18 protein-coding genes are annotated in these 19,246 nt (G+C 66.2%); 9 read left to right on the forward strand and 9 right to left on the reverse strand.

Going from position 1 to position 19,246, the window contains the following annotated elements:
- The first annotated feature begins 315 nt into the window (after positions 1-315).
- Positions 316-1,173, forward strand: a complete 858-nt coding sequence (asd, locus tag GAK38_RS18890; RefSeq protein WP_325346502.1) for an archaetidylserine decarboxylase — start codon at positions 316-318, stop codon at positions 1,171-1,173.
- Positions 1,174-1,236: 63 nt separating this feature from the next.
- On the opposite strand, the gene clpA is transcribed toward asd, so the two are convergent.
- The 3 genes from clpA to dnaE all read right to left on the reverse strand — a co-directional run bounded on the left by clpA (position 1,237) and on the right by dnaE (position 7,586).
- Entirely contained in the window at positions 1,237-3,555 is a 2,319-nt protein-coding gene (gene clpA, locus GAK38_RS18895) for an ATP-dependent Clp protease ATP-binding subunit ClpA (protein WP_325346503.1), read from the reverse strand.
- 57 nt (positions 3,556-3,612) lie between these two features.
- Positions 3,613-3,978 (reverse strand): ATP-dependent Clp protease adapter ClpS, encoded by a 366-nt coding sequence (clpS, locus tag GAK38_RS18900; protein WP_325346504.1) that lies wholly within the window; start codon positions 3,976-3,978, stop codon positions 3,613-3,615.
- An 86-nt stretch (positions 3,979-4,064) separates the two neighbouring features.
- A complete protein-coding gene (dnaE, locus tag GAK38_RS18905; RefSeq protein ID WP_325346505.1) occupies positions 4,065-7,586 on the reverse strand; it encodes a DNA polymerase III subunit alpha in 3,522 nt (1,173 codons plus the stop codon).
- Between the two features lie 51 nt (positions 7,587-7,637).
- Here dnaE and GAK38_RS18910 point away from each other — a divergent pair, with 51 nt between their 5' ends.
- Positions 7,638-8,390 (forward strand): sulfurtransferase, encoded by a 753-nt coding sequence (locus GAK38_RS18910; protein WP_325346506.1) that lies wholly within the window; start codon positions 7,638-7,640, stop codon positions 8,388-8,390.
- Here the strand turns inward: GAK38_RS18910 and GAK38_RS18915 are convergent, their stop codons facing one another.
- A complete protein-coding gene (locus GAK38_RS18915; protein WP_325346507.1) occupies positions 8,391-9,299 on the reverse strand; it encodes a pirin family protein in 909 nt (302 codons plus the stop codon).
- 39 nt (positions 9,300-9,338) lie between these two features.
- Positions 9,339-9,773 (reverse strand): DoxX family protein, encoded by a 435-nt coding sequence (locus GAK38_RS18920; RefSeq protein WP_325346508.1) that lies wholly within the window; start codon positions 9,771-9,773, stop codon positions 9,339-9,341.
- Positions 9,774-10,321: 548 nt separating this feature from the next.
- Between GAK38_RS18920 and gluQRS the strand changes: the two genes are divergently transcribed.
- The 3 genes from gluQRS to GAK38_RS18935 all read left to right on the forward strand — a co-directional run bounded on the left by gluQRS (position 10,322) and on the right by GAK38_RS18935 (position 13,096).
- Entirely contained in the window at positions 10,322-11,242 is a 921-nt protein-coding gene (gene gluQRS, locus GAK38_RS18925; RefSeq protein ID WP_325346509.1) for a tRNA glutamyl-Q(34) synthetase GluQRS, read from the forward strand.
- Positions 11,239-11,967 (forward strand): tRNA (guanosine(46)-N7)-methyltransferase TrmB, encoded by a 729-nt coding sequence (gene trmB, locus GAK38_RS18930; protein ID WP_325346510.1) that lies wholly within the window; start codon positions 11,239-11,241, stop codon positions 11,965-11,967. The genes gluQRS and trmB overlap by 4 nt, the downstream gene beginning before the upstream one ends.
- A 121-nt stretch (positions 11,968-12,088) precedes the next feature.
- Positions 12,089-13,096, forward strand: coding sequence for a GGDEF domain-containing protein (locus tag GAK38_RS18935; RefSeq protein ID WP_325346511.1), 1,008 nt, complete (start codon positions 12,089-12,091; stop codon positions 13,094-13,096).
- A 32-nt stretch (positions 13,097-13,128) separates the two neighbouring features.
- Here GAK38_RS18935 and GAK38_RS18940 read toward each other — a convergent pair whose 3' ends face one another.
- The 4 genes from GAK38_RS18940 to GAK38_RS18955 all read right to left on the reverse strand — a co-directional run bounded on the left by GAK38_RS18940 (position 13,129) and on the right by GAK38_RS18955 (position 16,377).
- A complete protein-coding gene (locus GAK38_RS18940) occupies positions 13,129-13,569 on the reverse strand; it encodes a universal stress protein (protein WP_325346512.1) in 441 nt (146 codons plus the stop codon).
- Positions 13,570-13,642: 73 nt separating this feature from the next.
- Entirely contained in the window at positions 13,643-14,419 is a 777-nt protein-coding gene (locus GAK38_RS18945) for a 2OG-Fe dioxygenase family protein (protein WP_325346513.1), read from the reverse strand.
- A gap of 44 nt (positions 14,420-14,463) precedes the next feature.
- Entirely contained in the window at positions 14,464-15,189 is a 726-nt protein-coding gene (locus GAK38_RS18950; RefSeq protein WP_325346514.1) for a glycine zipper 2TM domain-containing protein, read from the reverse strand.
- 228 nt (positions 15,190-15,417) lie between these two features.
- On the reverse strand, positions 15,418-16,377 hold the full coding sequence (locus GAK38_RS18955) for an NAD-dependent epimerase/dehydratase family protein (protein ID WP_325346515.1): 960 nt from the start codon (positions 16,375-16,377) through the stop codon (positions 15,418-15,420).
- Between the two features lie 101 nt (positions 16,378-16,478).
- Between GAK38_RS18955 and GAK38_RS18960 the strand changes: the two genes are divergently transcribed.
- The 4 genes from GAK38_RS18960 (at position 16,479) to GAK38_RS18975 (ending at position 19,001) form a co-directional block, all read left to right on the forward strand.
- A complete protein-coding gene (locus tag GAK38_RS18960; protein ID WP_325346516.1) occupies positions 16,479-16,934 on the forward strand; it encodes a MerR family transcriptional regulator in 456 nt (151 codons plus the stop codon).
- Positions 16,935-17,032: 98 nt separating this feature from the next.
- Entirely contained in the window at positions 17,033-17,959 is a 927-nt protein-coding gene (locus tag GAK38_RS18965; RefSeq protein ID WP_325346523.1) for an acetoacetate decarboxylase family protein, read from the forward strand.
- 40 nt (positions 17,960-17,999) lie between these two features.
- The gene (locus GAK38_RS18970; RefSeq protein WP_325346517.1) at positions 18,000-18,299 is read left to right on the forward strand and encodes a hypothetical protein; all 300 of its coding nucleotides are present in this window, start codon (positions 18,000-18,002) and stop codon (positions 18,297-18,299) included.
- Between the two features lie 9 nt (positions 18,300-18,308).
- Complete coding sequence (locus tag GAK38_RS18975; RefSeq protein ID WP_325346518.1) at positions 18,309-19,001, forward strand: type 1 glutamine amidotransferase domain-containing protein; 693 nt, start codon at positions 18,309-18,311, stop codon at positions 18,999-19,001.
- The last annotated feature ends 245 nt before the right edge of the window (positions 19,002-19,246 follow it).

Here is a 19,246-nt window from a genome sequence, read left to right on the forward strand (position 1 = left end):
ACCACACTCAAACACCCACGCTTATCGGCTGTAAATTCTTAACGTCCACCGCAAGCCACCATCCCGACTCGCCACAGGCTCGCTGCGATCAGCGAAGCCCTCCATCATAGCAGCCTTTTACGCCGCATCGCAAGAAGATCGAAAATTCTTCCGAACCACACACCCCTCCCGCAGCTCAGCCAACAAAGCAGCTCAGCCCTCTATTGTGGCATAGGTTCGGCAGCCCGCACCGCAGATCGAGGAATTTTTTCGCGCCTATCGCCCACGTCCTCTGTTGATTCCTAGAATGGCTCAATCCAGTAGACCTAGCGAACCATGTCGGAACAGTTCACCGCCTATTTCCAATACGTGCTACCCAAGCAATGGATCACCTCTATCGCTGGCCGGGTAGCCTCATGGAAAGGCGGCGAGCGAACGCAACGCATCATCCGGCGCTTTATTGACCGCTATCAAGTCGACATGCGGGAAGCAGCGGAGCCCAACCCTGCGGCCTATAGCACCTTCAACGAATTTTTCACGCGCCCCCTGCGAACAGACGCCCGGCCCATTTCTTCGAGCCCGCTGGTGTGTCCCGTTGATGGCGCCATCAGCCAGTTGGGCCGCATCGACGGAGAGCATCTGATGCAAGCCAAGGGCCACAGATACACCGTGACCGCCCTGCTGGGCGGCGACCAGCAAACCGCCGAGCGCTATCACCAGGGGCACTTCGCGACCATCTATCTGAGCCCGCGCGACTACCATCGCATTCACATGCCTTGCGATGGCACGTTGACCTCGATGGTCTATGTCCCAGGAAACCTGTTTTCCGTGAATCCATTGACGGCACGCACTATTCCGGGACTGTTCGCACGCAATGAGCGAGTTGCCTGCTTCTTCGAAGGACCGAACGGACCATTTGTCCTCGTGCTGGTCGGAGCAACGATCGTGGGCAGCATGGCGACCGTGTGGTACGGCACGGTGAATCCTCCACGCTCGAAGGACGTCCGTCGCTGGGACTATGCGCCAGGTCGTGTCTCGTTAAAAAAGGGCGCAGAGATGGGGCGTTTCCTGCTGGGTTCGACGGTGGTACTGCTCTTCCCGCCTGACAAGCAGCTAACCTTCGCTGCCGATTGGCAGCCTGGCAGGCCCGTACGGCTGGGCGAGCCTATGGCCGACATCGCATCCGGGCACTAAGCCAGAAGCCGGCGCTCCGTCCAGCGCGCCGGCTTTCCACACAGGATTGTCTCCAGCGAGGGATCAACCGGCTGCCGCTTCCTCGGCCTCGGGTTTCGCGCCACGGCCTTCCTTCTTCGGCAACGACTGGATATCCAGCGTGACCTCGCTTTTATCGTCGAGGTCCACCGTCAGACGTCCACCCTCGGTCAGGCGACCAAACAACAGTTCGTCAGCCAGTGCACGACGGATCGTGTCCTGGATCAGGCGCTGCATAGGGCGTGCGCCCATCAACGGATCGAAACCCTTCTTCGCCAGATGCTTGCGCAACTGGTCGGTGAAGGTAACTTCCACCTTCTTCTCAGCGAGTTGCGTCTCCAGTTGGAGCAGGAACTTGTCGACCACACGCAGGATGATCTGCTCGTCCAGCGGCTTGAAGTTGACGATCGCGTCCAAGCGGTTGCGAAACTCCGGCGTGAACAGGCGCTTGATGTCGGCCATCTCGTCCCCTGCTTGGCGCGGGTTGGTGAAGCCGATCGTCGCCTTGTTCATCGTCTCGGCGCCGGCGTTGGTCGTCATGATCAGGATGACGTTGCGGAAATCGGCCTTGCGACCGTTGTTGTCCGTCAACGTCCCATGGTCCATGACCTGCAGGAGCACGTTGAAGATGTCCGGATGTGCCTTCTCGATCTCGTCAAGCAGCAGCACCGAATGCGGCTTCTTCGTCACTGCCTCGGTCAGCAGTCCGCCTTGGTCGAAACCGACATAGCCTGGAGGCGCACCGATCAGCCGGCTGACCGCATGCCGTTCCATGTACTCCGACATGTCGAAGCGGATCAGATCGATCCCCATAATGAAGGCGAGTTGCTTAGCTGCTTCGGTCTTCCCGACGCCCGTGGGGCCGCTGAACAGGAACGAGCCAATCGGCTTGTCGCCCTTGCCCAGGCCCGAGCGCGCCATCTTTACGGCCGACGCGAGCACTGCGAGTGCCTTGTCTTGGCCGAAGACCACGCTCTTGAGGTCGCGCTCGATCGTCTGCAACTTGCTGCGGTCGTCGTTGCTGACGTTAGCGGGCGGAATGCGGGCGATCTTCGCGACGATTTCTTCGACCTCGGTCTTGCCGATAGTCTTCTTGCGCTTGCTCGCAGCCACGATGCGCTGAGCGGCCCCTGCCTCGTCGATGACGTCGATGGCCTTGTCCGGCAGATGGCGATCGTTGATGTACTTCGCCGACAGCTCCGCAGCGGCCTGCAGAGCTGCGGTGGCGTACTTGACGTTGTGGTGTTCCTCGAAGCGGGACTTCAGGCCCTTGAGGATCTCGACCGTCTGCTCGACGCTCGGCTCGACCACGTCGACCTTCTGGAAACGTCGCGACAGCGCCGCATCCTTCTCGAAGATGCCACGGTACTCCGTGAAGGTGGTTGCACCGATGCACTTGAGCTGGCCGCTCGACAGTGCGGGCTTCAGCAGGTTGGACGCATCCAGCGTGCCGCCCGATGCCGCGCCAGCGCCGATGAGCGTGTGGATCTCATCGATGAACAGCACCGCGTTCGGCTTGTCCTTCAGGGACTTGAGCACTCCCTTCAGCCGCTGCTCGAAATCGCCGCGGTACTTGGTGCCAGCCAGCAGCGCACCCATGTCGAACGAGTAGACGTTCGAATCGGCCAGGATCTCCGGCACATCCTTCTGCGTGATACGCCAAGCCAGTCCTTCGGCGATGGCGGTCTTGCCCACACCAGCCTCGCCGACCAGCAGCGGGTTGTTCTTGCGCCGGCGGCACAGGATTTGGATGACGCGCTCGACCTCGTACTCGCGGCCGATCAGCGGGTCGATCTTGCCTTCCTTGGCCAGTTGGTTGAGGTTCTGGGTGAACTGCTCCAGCGGAGACGCCTTCTCCGTCTTTTCGGTACCGCCCTCTTCACTCTCGGCAGGCGCTTCGCCAGACTTGGCAGCCTCGGGCGGCTCGCCTTTTTTGATGCCGTGCGCGATGAAGTTGACCACGTCCAGCCGCGTCACGCCCTGCTGGTGCAGGTAGTACACGGCGTGCGAATCCTTCTCGCCGAAGATGGCCACGAGCACGTTGGCGCCGGTGACTTCCTTCTTGCCGTTGCCGGTGGACTGCACGTGCATGATGGCGCGCTGGATCACCCGCTGAAAGCCCAGCGTGGGCTGCGTGTCCACTTCGTCCGTGCCGGCGACCTGGGGAGTGTTGTCCTTGATGAAGTTGACCAGCGACTTGCGCAGGTCGTCGATGTTGGCGGAGCAGGCGCGCAGTACTTCTGCGGCGCTCGGGTTGTCCAGGAGGGCCAGCAGGAGGTGCTCCACGGTGATGAACTCGTGGCGCTGCTGGCGGGCCTCGACAAAGGCCATGTGCAGACTGACTTCCAATTCCTGGGCAATCATGAGAATTCCTTTTGCCTTGCTGTGGACGGGATAACTTTCAATGGGTCGAAAAGCCACTTATTCAACAGGTTCACTCACGCACTGCAGCGGGTGGCCCGCCTTGTGCGCAGCCTCGATGACCTGATCGACCTTGGTCGCGGCGACGTCCCGCGTGTACACACCGCAGATGCCTTTGCCGTCCAGATGGATCTTGAGCATGATCTGCGTGGCCGTCTCCCGGTCCTTGTTGAAAAATTCCTGGATGACGACCACGACGAATTCCATCGGCGTGTAGTCGTCGTTGAGCAGCACCACCTGGTACATCTGCGGCGGACGGATCCGCTGCGTACGGCGTTCCAGCACCACGGCATCGCCGCCATCGGCCGGCCGTGATGCAGGGGGAGCCACAGGAGGGGTCGTGGGAGACGTAGCCATGAAAATCATTCTAGCGACCGCGCCAGCCGGATGCACCACCACCGCGAGCGAACCGGGGACCGTGCAGGGGGGAATCGATCGGAAGCCGGACGCGGCTAGTCATAGGCGATCACCGCCCGGCCGCCCTCGGCCTGCGCCGTCCAACTGGCCAGCGCGGCATCCGACGGGAAGAACAGGGCCTTGCTGCCGAGCTGGATGTCGGCACCGGCGGTCTCCTCGGGCTCGTCCCGCGCCGTGCATTGAAGCGACAGCCGCACCGGCAGCCCGTGCACCAGTTCGCCATTTTCGGTGTTTTCGATCCGTGCCGGGAAGTCCCTGACCAGCCGGGCCACGTTTGGAAGGCTGCCGTTGACCGCCACGCGCAGGAATTTGCCGAAACGGCAACGCGCGGACGCCAGGTCCCAGATCTGCATGCAGGTGAAGCGCGCGTCGAAACCACCGCGCGCCGGACTCAGCCGGCCGCTGACGATCACCAGTTCATCGTCCTTGAGCGCGCCGCGGCACGCCTGCATGACCGACTCGTCGGCGGTGGCGTCGATGGCCGCGGACTTGTCGTCGAGCCGGAACAGCGCGAGCCTGCCGCGCTGGCCGTTGATGATGCGCAGGCCCGAGACGATGCCGGCGATCATCTGTTGCTCGCGGCTGTCGATGAGCTCGTCGATCTGCCGACGTGCGAACTGTCGCACCTCGCGCGCCACCTCGTCGAACAGGTGGCCCGACAGATAGAAGCCGACCGCGACTTTCTCATAGGTCAGCCGTTCCTTGACGCCCCAGGGCGTCACCTGCACCAGCTCGGGCTCCTGCGTGCTGGAGCCGACCGCGTCATCGCCCATCATGTCGAACAGGCCGCCCTGGTTCGCGTTGGCCGCTGCCGCGGCGGCGAACTCGAAGGCCAGGTCGATGGAGGCCGACAGCGTCGCGCGGTCCAGGTGGATGCTGTCGAACGCGCCGCCCTTGATGAGCGCGTCGACCGTGCGCTTGTTGATGCGGGTACGGTCGACACGGCGGCAGAAGTCGAACAGGCTGGTGAAGGCGCCGCCGTCCTCGCGCGCGGCGACGATGGCCTCGATGGCCAGTTGCCCCGTGCCCTTGATCGCGCCGAGGCCGTAGCGGATCACCTTGTCAGTCACCGGCTCGAAGCGGTAGACGCCACGGTTCACGTCGGGCATCTCGAAGGCGATGCCCATCTTCACCGCGTCCTCGTACAACACCTTGAGCTTGTCGGTGTCGTCCATTTCCACGGTCATGTTCGCGCAGAAGAATTCGGCCGTGTAGTGCACCTTGAGCCAGGCCGTGTGGTACGCCAACAGCGAATAGGCGGCCGCGTGCGACTTGTTGAATCCGTAACCCGCGAACTTCTCCATGAGGTCGAACACCTCGTCGGCCTTCTGCTGGTCCAGCCCATTCTTGGCCGCGCCCTCGCGGAAGATCTCGCGGTGCTTGGCCATCTCCTCGGCCTTTTTCTTGCCCATCGCGCGGCGCAGCAGGTCGGCGCCGCCGAGCGAGTAGCCGCCGAGCACCTGGGCGGTCTGCATCACCTGTTCCTGGTAGACCATGATGCCGTAAGTCTCGGCCAGCACCTTCTCCACCAGCGGATGTGGATACTCCACCGCCTCCTTGCCGTGCTTGCGGTTCACGAAGGTCGGGATCAGGTCCATCGGCCCCGGGCGGTAGAGCGCATTCAGGGCGATCAGGTCTTCGAGCCGCGTCGGCTTGGCCTCGCGCAGCATGCCCTGCATACCGCGGCTTTCGAACTGGAACACGGCCTCGGTCTTGCCTTCCTGGAACAGCTCGTAGGTCCTGCGGTCATCGAGCGGGATGGTCTCGAAGACAAAGTTCTCCTGGCCCTTGTGGCGCTTGACGATGAACTCCTTGGCGATCTCCAGGATGGTCAGGGTGGCCAGGCCCAGAAAGTCGAATTTGACCAGCCCGATGGCTTCCACATCGTCCTTGTCATACTGGCTCACGGCCGAGTCGCTGCCCGGCTGCTGGTAGAGCGGGCAGAAGTCGGTCAGCTTGCCCGGCGCGATCAGCACGCCGCCGGCGTGCATGCCGATGTTGCGGGTCATGCCTTCGAGCTTCTGCGCCATCTCGATGACGGTCTTGACGTCCTCCTCCTTGCGCACCCGTTCGTAGAGAACGGGCTCCAGTTCGAGGGCGTAGTTGTTCTTGTCGCCCTCTTTTTTCTGCTCCGGCGGATAGGCCAGCGTGTAGGTCTGGCCGGGCTTGGCCGGCACCAGTTTGGAGATGCCGTCGCAGAACGTATAGCTCATGTCCATCACGCGGCCCACATCGCGGATCGCAGCCTTCGCGGCCATGGTGCCGAAGGTCGCGATCTGGCTCACGGCGTTCTTGCCGTACTTGTCCTTCACGTAGTCGATCACGCGGTCGCGGTTGGACTGGCAGAAGTCGATGTCGAAGTCCGGCATCGACACCCGCTCCGGGTTCAGGAAGCGCTCGAACAGCAGGTTGAATTCCAGCGGGTCCAGGTCGGTGATCTTGAGCGCGTAGGCCACGAGCGAGCCCGCCCCCGAGCCCCGTCCCGGGCCGACCGGGCAGCCGTTGTTCTTGGCCCACTGGATGAAGTCGCCCACGATGAGGAAGTAGCCGGGAAATCCCATCTTCAGGATGGTGGCGATCTCGAATTCGAGACGCTCCACGTAGCGCGGCCGCTGCGCCTCGCGCTTGGCCGGGTCGGGATACAGCAGCTGCAGGCGCTCGTCCAGCCCCTTGAAGGACTCCTGGCGGAAGAACTCCTCGATCGTCAGTCCATCCGGAATCGGAAAGTCCGGCAGGCGCGGCTTGCCCAGGTCGAAGACGATGTTGCAGCGCCTGGCGATCTCCAGCGTGTTGGCGATGGCGCTGGGCACGTCGGCGAACAGCGTTTCCATCTCGCCGGCCGACTTGAAATACTGCTCCGGCGTGAAGCGGCGCACGCGCCGCTGGTTGCCGAGAATCTCGCCCTCGGCGATGCAGACGCGGGCCTCGTGGGCCTCGAAGTCGTCCTGCCCGGTGAACTGCACCGGATGTGTCGCGACCACCGGCAGGTGGAGCCGGGCCGCCAGTTGTACGCAGGCAGCCACGTGCGGCTCGTCGGTCGGACGGCCGGCGCGCTGGATCTCCAGGTAGAAGCGGTGCGGGAAGATGCCGGCCAGCAGCAGCGCTGCGTCGGCGGCGCCCGAGGCATCGTGGCGCGTCAGCGCTTGGCCCACCGGGCCGGCCTGGGCGCCCGCGAGTAGGATCAGGCCCTCGTTCAGTTCACGCAGCCATTCGAGCTTGCACACGGCCTGGTTCCTGACCACGTTGCGGGTCCAGGCGCGGGCCAGCAATTCGGACAGGCTCAGATACCCCTGCCAGTTCTGCACCAGGACGACCACCCGCGAAAGCACTTGCGGGTCTGCCCCCAGGCCTTCCAGGACGATCTCGGCGCCGATCAGCGGCTTGACACCCTGGCCCCGTGCTTCCTTGTAGAACTTGATGGCGCCGAAGAGGTTGCTGAGGTCGGTAATCGCCAGCGCGGGCTGGCCGTCGGCCGCGGCGGTCCGGACGATGTCATCGATGCGGTTCGTGCCGTCGACGACGGAGAACTCGGTATGTAGGCGCAGGTGGACAAACATCGTCGGATTTTACGAGCCGGCCCGTTGCCGGCAGTTTTTTAGAATGCTCCCATGGGCTCCATTCTCAACATCTCGGCCTACCTGTTCACGCCGATCGACGACCTCTCCACTTGGCAAAACCGGCTGGTGGAACACACCCGGGCGCTCGGCCTCAAGGGCACGATCCTGCTGGCCGAAGAAGGCATCAACCTCTTCGTCGCCGGCCCCGCTGCCGACGTGCATGCGCTGGTCGACCTGCTGCGCGCCGACCCACGCTTCGCCGCGCTCGCGCCCAAGGAAAGCTGGTCCGACAGCCAGCCCTTCCGCAAGATGCTGGTGAAGATCAAGCGCGAGATCATCCGTATGAACTACCCGGCGATCCGCCCGGCCGCCGGCCGCGCGCCCGCGGTGGACGCGCGCACCGTGCGCCGCTGGCTCGACCAGGGCCACGACGACACCGGTCGTCCGGTCGTCACGCTGGACACGCGCAATGCCTTCGAGGTGGACTGCGGCACTTTCGAAGGCGCGATCGACTGGCGCATCGGCAGATTCACCGAATTCCCCGATGCCGTGCGCGCCCACAAGGGGGAGCTCGAAGGCAAGACGGTGGTGAGCTTCTGCACCGGCGGCATTCGCTGCGAGAAGGCTGCGATCCTGATGCAGGAAGAAGGCATCGAGCATGTCTACCAGCTCGAAGGCGGCATCCTGAAGTATTTCGAGGAAGTGGGCGGCGCCCACTACCGGGGCAACTGCTTCGTCTTCGACGAACGCCGGGCGCTGGGCGCGGACCTGGCGACGGCCGGCCAGCCTGTCCAGCCGGCCTGATCAGTCCGCCCGCAGGCCCAGGTCGGCCGCGATCCTGGGCGGCAGCGGGATGAACCCGGTCTCGCCCGGCACCGGCGCGAAGCGCTGGGCGATCCAGTCGGCGGCCGCCTCAGCGATGCGCTCGCGCCGGCTCGACACGAAGTTCCAGACGATGAAGCGGTGGCCGTCCAGCGGCTCGCCGCCGACCACGACCAGACGACGCGGCTGGTTCGCCTCGATGCGCGCCGTGCGACCGTCAGGCAGTACGGCGAGGGTGCGGGCCGGCAGCGGTTGCCCATCCAGCGTCACCTCGCCATCGACCGCGTATACGCCCCGTTCCGGCGCCAGCAGCGGCAACTCCAGCCGTCCGCCCGCAGGCAGTTGCGCGTCGAGGTAGAGCGTGGGCGACAGCGTCTCTACCGGCGAGCGCAGGCCGAAGGCCGCTCCGACCAGCACGCGGACGCGCACGCCAGCGGCGTCATGCTCGGGGATGTGGCTGGCGGGCGTGTGGGTGAAGCGCGGCTCGGCCTCCTCGGCCGCCTGCGGCAGGGCCATCCAGAGCTGCAGCCCGTGGTTGACGAACTCGGTGCCGCGCAGCCTCTCGGGCTTGCGCTCGGAATGCACGATACCGCGCCCGGCGGTCATCCAGTTCACCGCCCCCGGCAGGATCTCCTGCTCGGAGCCCAGGCTGTCGCGGTGCACGATCGCGCCGTCGAACAGATAGGTGACCGTGGCCAGGCCGATGTGCGGATGGGGGCGCACGTCATGTGCGTCTTCGGAATGTTCGGTGACCGGGCCGAAGTGGTCGAAGAAGACGAAGGGGCCGACGGCCCAGCGCCGGGCGGTGGGCAGCAGGCGGCGCACGACGAAGCCGCCGCCGATGTCCTTGTCGTGCCCCGTGAGCACCGTTGCCTGCGCTGTCCCAGCCATGAACTTCTCCGTGCGGTCGTGGAGCGCCAAGGCGAGGACTCAGCCGCGGTGCCGTCCGTCTAGGCTCCAGGCGCCGGCCCCCCCGCCCGCCAGGGCCAGCAGACCGCCGACGATGGCCAGGTTCTTGTAGAAGTTGATCTTCTGCGCCTGCACCAGTTCGGGCGCGACGGCCCAGTAATTGTGGAACGCGAACGCAGCGATCAGCGTGAACAGCGCCAGGCCCCAGGCGGCCCACCGGGTCTTGACACCCAGGATCAGCGCCAGGCTGCCGCCCACTTCGAACAGGATGGCCGCGGCCGCCAGCACAGCCGGCAGCGGCAGACCCTTGGAGGCGATGGAGCCGACGGTGCCTTCGAAGCCCTGGATCTTGCCGATCCCGCTCGGCAGGAACAGCGCGGCGAAGAGCAGGCGGCTCACGAGCGCCGCCGCAGGGTGCGGGGCTGGCAGTGCGGCATTCCGGGCGGAAACGGACATGGCAGGAACTCCGGTTGAAAGGGAGACACGCCCGGCGAACGGGCGCGGCGAACGGGCGCGGCGAACGGCCGGCAATGCGGCCGTGGGGCAATGTAGACGTGCCGCGGTCGCACGCTGCAGCGAAAACGTCCATTGAAAGAACGAAACCGTGCCGCGGGCATGCCGTGGCCGGGACTGTACAGGAGCGCGGCCGGCGCCGTGCGTGCACACGGCTCAATGGCATCATTCCAATGCATTTGAATCGTCGTGCCCATGCCACCTGCCGCCACGCCCCGAGACGCGCTCACCCCCGATGCCCTTGCCATGCTCCAGCGCATCGCCGGCCGCGGCAGCTCCGCCGCCGCACGCACTCTGCCTGGCGCGGCGACAGCACCACTCTGCCCCGCCGGGCGCTGCAATGGTGAATGGTGGCTGGAGCAGTTCGAACGATCGCCCCACGCAGCGCTGATCGAATGCCACGAAACGCCGTGACCGCTACCATATACCCCCCAGGTAATGTCGCTGTAGCACGCCATGCAAGCCCGCTGGAGCGATATACTCCCGGCCTTGTGCCAGGCTATCGGGGCCGGTTCGCCCCCTCGCCCACCGGCTTGCTGCATGCGGGCTCGCTGGTGGCGGCACTGGCCAGCTGGCTCGACGCACGCGCTGCAGGTGGCACCTGGCTGGTCCGCATCGAGGACGTGGATCAGCCGCGCTGCGTGCCTGGCGCCGATGCTGCCATCCTGCGCCAGCTGGCCGACTGCGGGCTGCGGCCCGATGCTCCGGTCGCCTGGCAGTCTCAGCGCAGCAGCCTGTACCACGCCGCGCTCGGTCAGCTGGTCGCCGATGGCTGGGCCTACCCGTGCGCCTGCTCGCGCCGCGACATCGCCGAAGCCATCGCCGCCCTGGGAGGCAGCACCGCCCGCCATGCCGCGCCGGTCTACCCCGGCACCTGTCGCCACGGCCTGCACGGCCGGCCCGCGCGCGCCTGGCGGCTGCGCACCGACCTGCTCGAAGACCGCGCCCCCGGCGGGCCGCCGCTGCACTGGACCGACCGCCGGCTCGGCCAGCAGTCGCAGTGGGTCAGCCGCGCGGTCGGCGACTTCGTGCTACTGCGTGCCGACGGCCTCTGGGCCTATCAGCTCGCCGTCGTGACCGACGATGCGGACCAGGGCATCACCCATGTGGTGCGCGGGGAAGACCTGGCCGACAACACACCCCGCCAGATCCTGCTGCAGCAGGCACTCGGCCTGCCCACGCCGGCATACCTGCATACGCCGCTGGTGCGCGGCGTCGACGGCGACAAGCTGTCCAAGCAGAACGGTGCAACACCGGTCGACACGGCCACCGATCCACTGGCCGCCCTGCACGCCGCCGCGGCGGTGCTGGGACTGCCCGGCGCACCCGTCGGCAGCAGCGTGGCACTGGCTCTGGCCTTCTGGACGCGAGCCTGGGCCGACAAGGCCACCGCCTACAATCCCGCCCCGTGACTGCCGAAGCCCCCGCCCCCGCCGATGCCGCCCCGTCCGCCGTACCCGAAGGCGTGGCCCATCCCAAGACGATCAAGAGCTTCGTGCGCCGCGCCGGCCGCACGACGACCGGCCAGGCCAAGGCCTTCGCCGACCTCGGCCCGCGCTACCTCGTACCCTTTCGCCGCGCGCCGATCGACGTGGCCGCGACCTGGGGCCGCGTGGCGCCCGTCGTGCTGGAGATTGGCTTCGGCATGGGCGAGGCCACCGCGCACATCGCCGGCGTGATGCCCGAGACCAACTTCCTCTGCTGCGAGGTGCACGAGCCCGGCGTCGGCGCCCTGCTCAAGCGCATCGGCGAGCAGGAGATCGGCAACATCCGCATCGTGCAGCACGACGCGGTCGAGGTCATCGACCACATGCTGCCCGACGGCAGCCTGGCCGGCGTGCACATCTTCTTCCCCGACCCCTGGCACAAGACCAAGCACAACAAGCGCCGCCTGGTGCAGCCGCCGTTCGTGCAGAAGCTCGCGCGCAAGCTCGCAGCCGGCGGCTACATCCACTGCGCGACCGACTGGCAACCCTATGCGGCGCAGATGCTCGAAGTCCTGGGCGCCCAACCGCTGCTGGCTAACACCGCCGAAGGCTATGCGCCCAAGCCCGGCTACCGCCCGCTGACCAAGTTCGAACGCCGCGGCCTGCGGCTGGGCCATGGCGTGTGGGACGTGGTTTTCAAGCGTCGCTGATCGCAAAGACCTGTGCCGGCGGCTGGCCACCGCAGTTGTCTTGCCGCACAATCGGCCGAAAATCCACACCGTTGGCGCGTGCTTCGCTATACAAAAAATAGCATTGCACGCGCTGCCGCACATGAAGCCCCTGCTCAAGCATCTGGTTGAAATGACGGGATACCGGGACCACACGCGCCTGGAGATCTCGGTGATATCGGCGTTGACCCAGCTCGCAGGCGCCCAGCAGGTACAGGCGCTCGAACTGTTCGAGCTGGCGGGCGGCACCTGGCTGCGGCCGCGCATCTGGAGCGACAACGGCCGGTTCGTCGCCAACGACAACGACGCCGCCAGCGACCCGGCGCGCGAGCCGCTGGCCCGATATCCCGATCTGGCGGCCGCCGTGGCCGCCGCGCAACCCAGCGCGGTCGGCCGGCGCAAAGACGGCGCCCGCGTACTGTGGCTGCTGATCTGGGCCCGCGGCCGGGCGCGCAGCTGCCTGGAGATCGTCCACACCTCCGCGCTCACGGCCAACAAGCGCGAGGTCATCCACGGCATCTTCCTCGTCTACCAGAATTACCAGAACCTGTTGGACTACAGCGAGCGCGATGCGCTCACCGGCCTGCTCAACCGCAAAACCTTCGACGACCAGTTCGCGCGCCAGTCCCTGCCGCCGGGAGCCGGCGACGCTTCTTCGCAGCAGTACGGCCACTGGCTCGCGGTGGCCGACATCGACCACTTCAAGCAGGTCAACGACCGTTTCGGCCACCTGTACGGCGACGAGGTGCTGATTCTGGTCGCCAACATCCTCAAGACTTCGTTCGGCGTACGCGACCGCATCTTCCGCTTCGGCGGCGAGGAATTCGTCATGCTGCTGCGCGACATGTCGCTGGCCGGCGTGCGCAGCGCGCTGGAACAATGCCGTGCCACGATCGAGCAGCACGACTTCCCGCAGGTCGGCCGCGTCACGGTCAGCATCGGCTTCACCCAGGTAAGCGTCGGCTCGCCAGTCGAAACGCTCGGCCAAGCCGACCAAGCGCTCTACCATGCCAAGGGCAACGGCCGCAACCAAGTGGCCTTCCATGGCGATCTGGTCGCCGGCGGTCTGCTGGCGGCCAAGGTCGCGCACGACGACATCGAACTCTTCTGATCCGGCGCCGCCGCAGCGGTTTCGCCGGATGTTTACTCGCGCACGACGAGTACCGGCAGGTGCGCCTCGCTCAGCACCCGCTGGGTCACGCTGCCCAGCACCAGCTTTTCCAGGCCGCGGCGACCGTGCGAGCCGATGACAAGCAGGTCTGCGCCGATTTCCTGCGCCGTCTGCACGATGCCGCGGTGCACCACATGGCCTTCGACCACCGCGGTAGTGGCCGTGATGCCGGCCAGGCCGAAGGCATCCCGCGCGGCCGTCAGCGCGGCCTGGGCCTCCGCCGTGGCCGCGCTGAGGTATTGCGACTGGCCGTAGGCGAAATCGGCGCCGACGCCGGTAAAGGGATAGGGATCGATCACGTAGATGGCCGTGACCTTGCTGCCGAAGATCTTTGCAAGTTCCGCCGCCTTGGCGACAGCTTGCAGCGAGGTCGGCGAACCATCGACCGGAACCAGGATGTGCTTGTAGGCCATGCTCTTCTCCTTCTGGACAAAAATCGGTGTCGATCCAGTCTGACGCAATGCGGTCCCGGCGTCTTGATGCCGATCAAACCAGCACCGGGCCGGCGTCGACACCGTCACCCTGGAAGCCGCCAGCGCGCAGCGTGAGCACCAGCGTATCTCGCCAGCCCTCGGCCTGCAACGGCTGGATCGGCGTGGATTCGTGAATGACGCGGGCGTCATCGAGCAGCAGCACCGACCCGGGCTCGGTCAGCGTGAAGCGCCGGCCCGACGGGCCGGCTGCGTCGAAGACGCGCGTCTCGCCGCCCTTGACCGCGTGGCGGCCGACCAGGAGCACCGCCACCACATCCACCCCGTCGCGGTGCGCACCCTCCGGCGTCGGCCGGCCGATACCGTCAGTAGTATCGATGCGGAACTGGTGCGCCTCGATGAACCAGGGAGATCCTGTGGGATGGTCCGGCCGCACGGCCTCGCCGGCCCGCGTCAGGGCGGCGAGAAGCCGGTTCCAGACCGGGGCGGCGACCACTTCGGGCTCGACGGGCGCGAACCAGCGCTGCATGCCGCCGTGCAGCGCGTTGTATTCCACCGGCTGCCAGTGCGGGCGGTGCGGCACTTGGCGGACCTCACCCCCTTGCACCACGAAACAGGCATGCCGCCTGCGGCGGTAGCGGCCGCCGTCGCGCAGATACCGGTCCGGCATCAGGTCGTTCCAGGACGGGATGATGTCCTGCAGCTCCGAAAAGGCAGCGTCGATCCAAGCCATCGTGCCTTGGGGATCGAGCACCGCAAAGCCGCGCTGACGCAGCTCGGTGTTCAGGTTTTCAGCTGGGGTGAAGGGCGGAGCGAACTGCGGTGTAGGCATTCACGCAGTGTAGAGCGGCGCCCAGGCCCCGGGCTGCAGGGCCGTCAAGAACTTGCCATGCGCCGCAGGCGATGGCCTTCGACCACGACCGGCGTGCCCAATGCAACGGCGGAACCTTGCTCGATGGTGCGCACCGAGCCGTCCTGCATGCGGACCTTCACCTGGTAGCGGGTGACGCTCTTCATGTTGCGCTCGATCGCATTGCCGGCAAAGCCGCCGCCCACCGCGCCCAATACGGTCATCGCGGCCCGGCCGCTGCCGCCGCCCACTTGGTTGCCCAGCAGACCGCCCACCACGCCGCCAGCCACCGCGCCCACGCCCGAGGTGGGCGCGGAACGCCGCACCGGAGTCACCGACTCCACGGTGCCGCAGGTATGGCACACCGCCGTCTGCTGCGACCGAACCGGCTCCGTTGCAGCCGGCCCGGCCGAGGAGGCCTGCACCGCAGAAGGCGTGGCGCTCACGGGCGCGCGGACCACCTGGGGCGCGGGATCGACGCCCCGAACATCGCCGGGCTTGCCCATGTCGGCAAAGAAACTGGGAGACGCGGACGTCGTCGTCTGTGCCGCCGTCATGCGCTCAAGGTTGCCGTTGCCGTCGGTGCCGCGCGGCATGGTCGCCAGTGCCACGGACAGTCCGACGACCGCCACCGCCATGACGCCGAGGATCGGCAGCAGCGCCGGGCTGTATCGCAGCCGCGCTGCCCAGCCGCCGGGGGCAGAAGGCCGGGAAACAGCCATTGATCGGGAATCCGTTGTTGTAGTGGACATCACACACCTCGCAGGTCGTTCGTATTAACTTCGATTTGTAGCGACCATCCAGGACACATAGCGTAGATGCGTGTGAAACATGTAACACGCACGGGATGACGGTCTCCGTCCTACATGGCGCGTTGCGGTGGAGCAACGGCCAAGCTTGCAGTGCACATCGGGAATCAGGCCACGCTGCTGGTGTGCCCGGCCTCCCCGTCCGGGCGCGCGGCCTTTGCGGCGTTTCCGCTATCGGGCAACGCGGCCCGCCACGTCCGGCACGGCGGCGATTTCGCGGTGGATCATTTCGAGTTCGCGCCGGTAGGTGGTCGTCTCGAAACCGGGGAACCGCCGCTTGAACTTCGCGGAATCGAACAGGTTGTCGCGCTGGTACCGAGGCAGCAGTTCCCCGATCTCGCGCACCTGCTTCGAGAAGAGCCCGGCAGCGGCCAGGGTCCACTTGCCGATGACCGAATAAGAAGGCTCCCGGCCGAAAATTCTGCTGGCCATGGCGACGAACTCCTGGTACGTCGGCCGGTCGTCGCAGCACGGCAGGTGCGAGGTCTGTCCGAACGCATTGGGCGTGTTGCCCAGGGCCGCCAGCGCGCGGCGTGCGTCGGGTGTCCAGATGAGTGTTCTGCGCGTGTCGTCGCGCACGGGCACACGCGGTTTCCTACCGGCCTTGAGCCTGTCGATGACCAGCACATTCGTGAAGCTCTGGGTCTTGCCCGGACCGTAGAACTCGGGCGCGCGGCCGATAAGGACGGGAATCTCGCCCCCCGCCATCTCTTCGAGCACCATCAACGCCATGGCCGCGCGCACCTTGCCCTTGCGGCCGACCGGTGCGAAGGGCGTCTCCTCCGCCTGGAGCCGATCATCCTGCGGGTACATGTACGTGTTGTCGAAATAGGCGAAGCCGGCGCCCTCCGCCCGGCATGCATCCAGGGCGTTCCAGAGCATCACGGGAAACTGCCTTTCCCATAGCTCGGTATCCGGCGGCAGGCCGGCCGTGAAGTAGACGACGCCGCTGCCCTTGACCGCCTCAAGGGTCTGCCTCGCATCGAGGAGGTTGGCGGACACCAAGCTGTCCGTCTCGTTGACCCGGCGTGGATGGCGGCTCACCAACCTCACCTCGCTTGTGCAGTTGCTGCGCAGTTCCCGTGCCAGTTCCGTGGCGATCTGGCCATTCGCTCCCAAGACCGTCTGCATTCCGTCCGCTTTCCTGAAGTTGCGCCCGTGTATGCGGCGAGAGATTAACCTTGAAGTCAAGTTCAATGTCAAACTGTGCGCCCCATCGGAGCATCGTGAGCATGAAGATCGGAGAACTCGCGCAGCGCACGGGCCTCGCACCGTCCCGCATCCGTTTCTATGAACGCATCGGCCTGCTCAAGGCGGCCGAGCGCCAGGCCAACGGTTACCGCAGCTACCCCGACGACGCGGCCCTGGCACTCAAGCTGATCGCGGCCGGGCAGCGCGCCGGCTTCAGCCTGGACGAGTTGCGCGCCCTGCTGCCCAGCGATCTGGCGCAGTGGGAGCATGGCACCCTGCTCGACACACTGCGCAGGAAGGCGGCTGATATCGCGGCCCTGCAGGCGCAACTCGCGCAAAGCAAGGCGCACCTGCTGGAGCTGGTAGCGCAGATCGAGGCCAAGCCGCAGGACATGACCTGCGCTGCCAACGCCCGGCGCATGCTGTTGGAACTGCCGTTGACCGCGGCGGACGATGCGGGTGCTCCGGCTCCGGCGACAAAGGCCCGCCGCCGCTAGGCGCATCGAGCCGGCTCCGGCAGATACACTGCTTGACCTTGAAGTTCTGTTCAAGCTTAGAGTCCTTTTCAACGATTTCTTCGGACAAGGACAACGGGATGGACAGGCGTTTCGTACTGGTTGAATTCGGGGCCTGCCAAGTCCCTGTGCCCGCCGGCGGCTACTACGACCGCTTCCGGATGAACCCGGACCTCGACGAGGTGGAGCGCGATCCCGCGGCCGGCGGCATCGAGTTCTTCCGCCGTTTCCCCAAACAGCAGGTCGCCTCCAGAGTGGGGCCCGTCTGGGCACCGAACTTCTACTATCGCAGCAGCAGTGTGCAGCTTCTGCTCCGGGCGCCGCTCGGCCAGCTGCGGGCGATGCTGCCGACACCTCTTGAACCGCTGCGGGCCTTTCCGCACGCCGGACTGGTGGCGTTGACCTTCTTCTCCTACGCGGTGTGCGACAACGACCCCTACAACGAGGTGTCCGTCGCCGTGGTCATCCGCCAGCCTGGCCGGAAGGGATCACCTGCAATGGAGCTGCTGGAGTCCCTGCGGCGGCGAAGTTTTTTCGCGCACGTCCTGGCGCTGCCTGTCACCACGGAAATCGCGCGGGCGCGCGGCGTGCATGGCTACCAGTTGCCCAAGTGGCTGGCTGATATCGACGTGTGCATCGGCAACGAGGTGAGGGCCAGCATAGCGGCCCCCGATTGCACGACGGATGTGGCCTTGAGCGCGCCGCGACCCCTCTGGCACGATGTCCCGTCGCAATCGCGCATGGGCATGAACACCATGATCCATCGGGTTGACGGACGATGGCACCAGACCATCGTGCAGACCAACACGCTCTCGTTTGCTCAGCGGCTGCTGCCAAAGGACGTGACGCTGTCGTGCCATGGAGGTCCCATCAGCGAACTGCTCAACGGCCTTGGCGCCTCCACTATCCTCCGCCTGGACGTTGTGAGGGACGCCCAGCTGGTGTTGAACATGCCGACGCCGTTGACGGCATTCGATCCCCCGATGCTTTCACAAAGCACAACGTGACCCTTCCGCCAGAATCCGATCGCGATGGCGACATGACGGCGTGCTGGCGCGGCAACGCAAGGCTTTCCTGCGCGACGGCCCCCCGGGCTGGCGCTGCGCAAGGCCCGGCTTGCCCGGCTGCGCGCGGCCACGCTCACGCACCGCACCGCACCGCACCGAACTGCAGGAGGCGGTCAGCGCCGACTTCGCCCACCACGGCATCGAAGGCTTTCACGCGATGAGCCACGCCAAGGGCGTGTTCGTCCAGGGCCGCTGGAGCCTGCCGGGCTTGCTGCATGCGCCGTTCGGCAGATTCGCGCATTGGGCCATCGCAGCAACACTCGGGACGCATGCCCGCTAAGGTCGCGACATGTCCCGCCGCATCCTCCACGTCGTCAGCAACATCGCCCATTACGAAGACCCCGCGCAGCCGACGGGCCTGTGGCTGTCGGAGCTGACCCATGCGTGGCACGTCTTCGCTGCAAAGGAATATGAACAGCGCATCGTCAGCCCCCAGGGCGGCGTCTCACCGCTGGAGCCCCGCTCGCTCAAGTGGCTGCTGGCCGATGCCTCGGTGAAGGACTGGCTGGCCGATCCGGTGCGGATGGCGCTGCTGTCCTCCACTGCGCGGCCTGGTGCCATCGATCCGGCGGAGTTCGACGCGATCTATTTGACCGGCGGCCACGCGGTTATGTGGGACTTGCCCGATAGCGAGGGACTACAACGCATCACACGCGCCATCCACGAGCGCGGCGGCATCGTTGCATCGGTCTGCCACGGCTATTGCGGGCTGCTGAACACCCGGCTGCCCGACGGCAGGCTGTTGGTGGCCGGGCGGCGCGTCACCGGCTTTTCGTGGCGCGAGGAGGTGCTGGCCGGCGTGGCCGCGAAGATGCCCTACAACGCCGAAGCGGAGATGCGGCGGCGCGGCGCGCGCTACGAGAAGGCGTGGCTGCCGTTCGCCTCGAACGTCGTCGTCGACGGCCGGCTCGTGACCGGGCAGAACCCCATGTCGGCCAAGGCGACGGCCGGGCAAGTGGTCGCGCTGTTGGAATCCCCGTGAAGCGCTCCCGCGCTTCCAATGGGCGCAGTTCGGGGCCGCCTATGTGCTGATGGCAGTGGCACGGGCGTCATCGCCTCCGTCCTGCTCAACCACCGACGCGCCGCCGGCAAGTCTTTCGGCCCTGCATATGGCAGGGCGTGCGGCTTTTTTCGGGCCGTGCCATGTCTTAGTTCTATCGGCCGGCATCGGCCCCGCCGCCAAGCACCTTGTAGAGCGTCACGCGGTTGCTCGCCTCGCTCAGGCGC

This window comes from Xylophilus sp., from assembly GCA_009914555.1.
Taxonomy (GTDB): Bacteria; Pseudomonadota; Gammaproteobacteria; order Burkholderiales; family Burkholderiaceae_C; genus WNDY01.

Bases quoted from the DNA above. Each gene is read 5' to 3' on its own strand.
- GAK38_RS18915 (WP_325346507.1), bottom strand. From the start codon at position 9,299: ATGGCTGGGACAGCGCAGGCAACGGTGCTCACGGGGCACGACAAGGAC.
- GAK38_RS18975 (WP_325346518.1), top strand. From the start codon at position 18,309: ATGTCCCGCCGCATCCTCCACGTCGTCAGCAACATCGCCCATTACGAA.
- GAK38_RS18910 (WP_325346506.1), top strand. From the start codon at position 7,638: ATGGGCTCCATTCTCAACATCTCGGCCTACCTGTTCACGCCGATCGAC.
- GAK38_RS18920 (WP_325346508.1), bottom strand. From the start codon at position 9,773: ATGTCCGTTTCCGCCCGGAATGCCGCACTGCCAGCCCCGCACCCTGCG.
- GAK38_RS18960 (WP_325346516.1), top strand. From the start codon at position 16,479: ATGAAGATCGGAGAACTCGCGCAGCGCACGGGCCTCGCACCGTCCCGC.
- GAK38_RS18965 (WP_325346523.1), top strand. From the start codon at position 17,033: ATGGACAGGCGTTTCGTACTGGTTGAATTCGGGGCCTGCCAAGTCCCT.
- GAK38_RS18935 (WP_325346511.1), top strand. From the start codon at position 12,089: ATGAAGCCCCTGCTCAAGCATCTGGTTGAAATGACGGGATACCGGGAC.
- clpA (WP_325346503.1), bottom strand. From the start codon at position 3,555: ATGATTGCCCAGGAATTGGAAGTCAGTCTGCACATGGCCTTTGTCGAG.
- GAK38_RS18950 (WP_325346514.1), bottom strand. From the start codon at position 15,189: ATGTCCACTACAACAACGGATTCCCGATCAATGGCTGTTTCCCGGCCT.
- asd (WP_325346502.1), top strand. From the start codon at position 316: ATGTCGGAACAGTTCACCGCCTATTTCCAATACGTGCTACCCAAGCAA.
- GAK38_RS18945 (WP_325346513.1), bottom strand. From the start codon at position 14,419: ATGCCTACACCGCAGTTCGCTCCGCCCTTCACCCCAGCTGAAAACCTG.
- clpS (WP_325346504.1), bottom strand. From the start codon at position 3,978: ATGATTTTCATGGCTACGTCTCCCACGACCCCTCCTGTGGCTCCCCCT.
- GAK38_RS18955 (WP_325346515.1), bottom strand. From the start codon at position 16,377: ATGCAGACGGTCTTGGGAGCGAATGGCCAGATCGCCACGGAACTGGCA.
- GAK38_RS18940 (WP_325346512.1), bottom strand. From the start codon at position 13,569: ATGGCCTACAAGCACATCCTGGTTCCGGTCGATGGTTCGCCGACCTCG.
- dnaE (WP_325346505.1), bottom strand. From the start codon at position 7,586: ATGTTTGTCCACCTGCGCCTACATACCGAGTTCTCCGTCGTCGACGGC.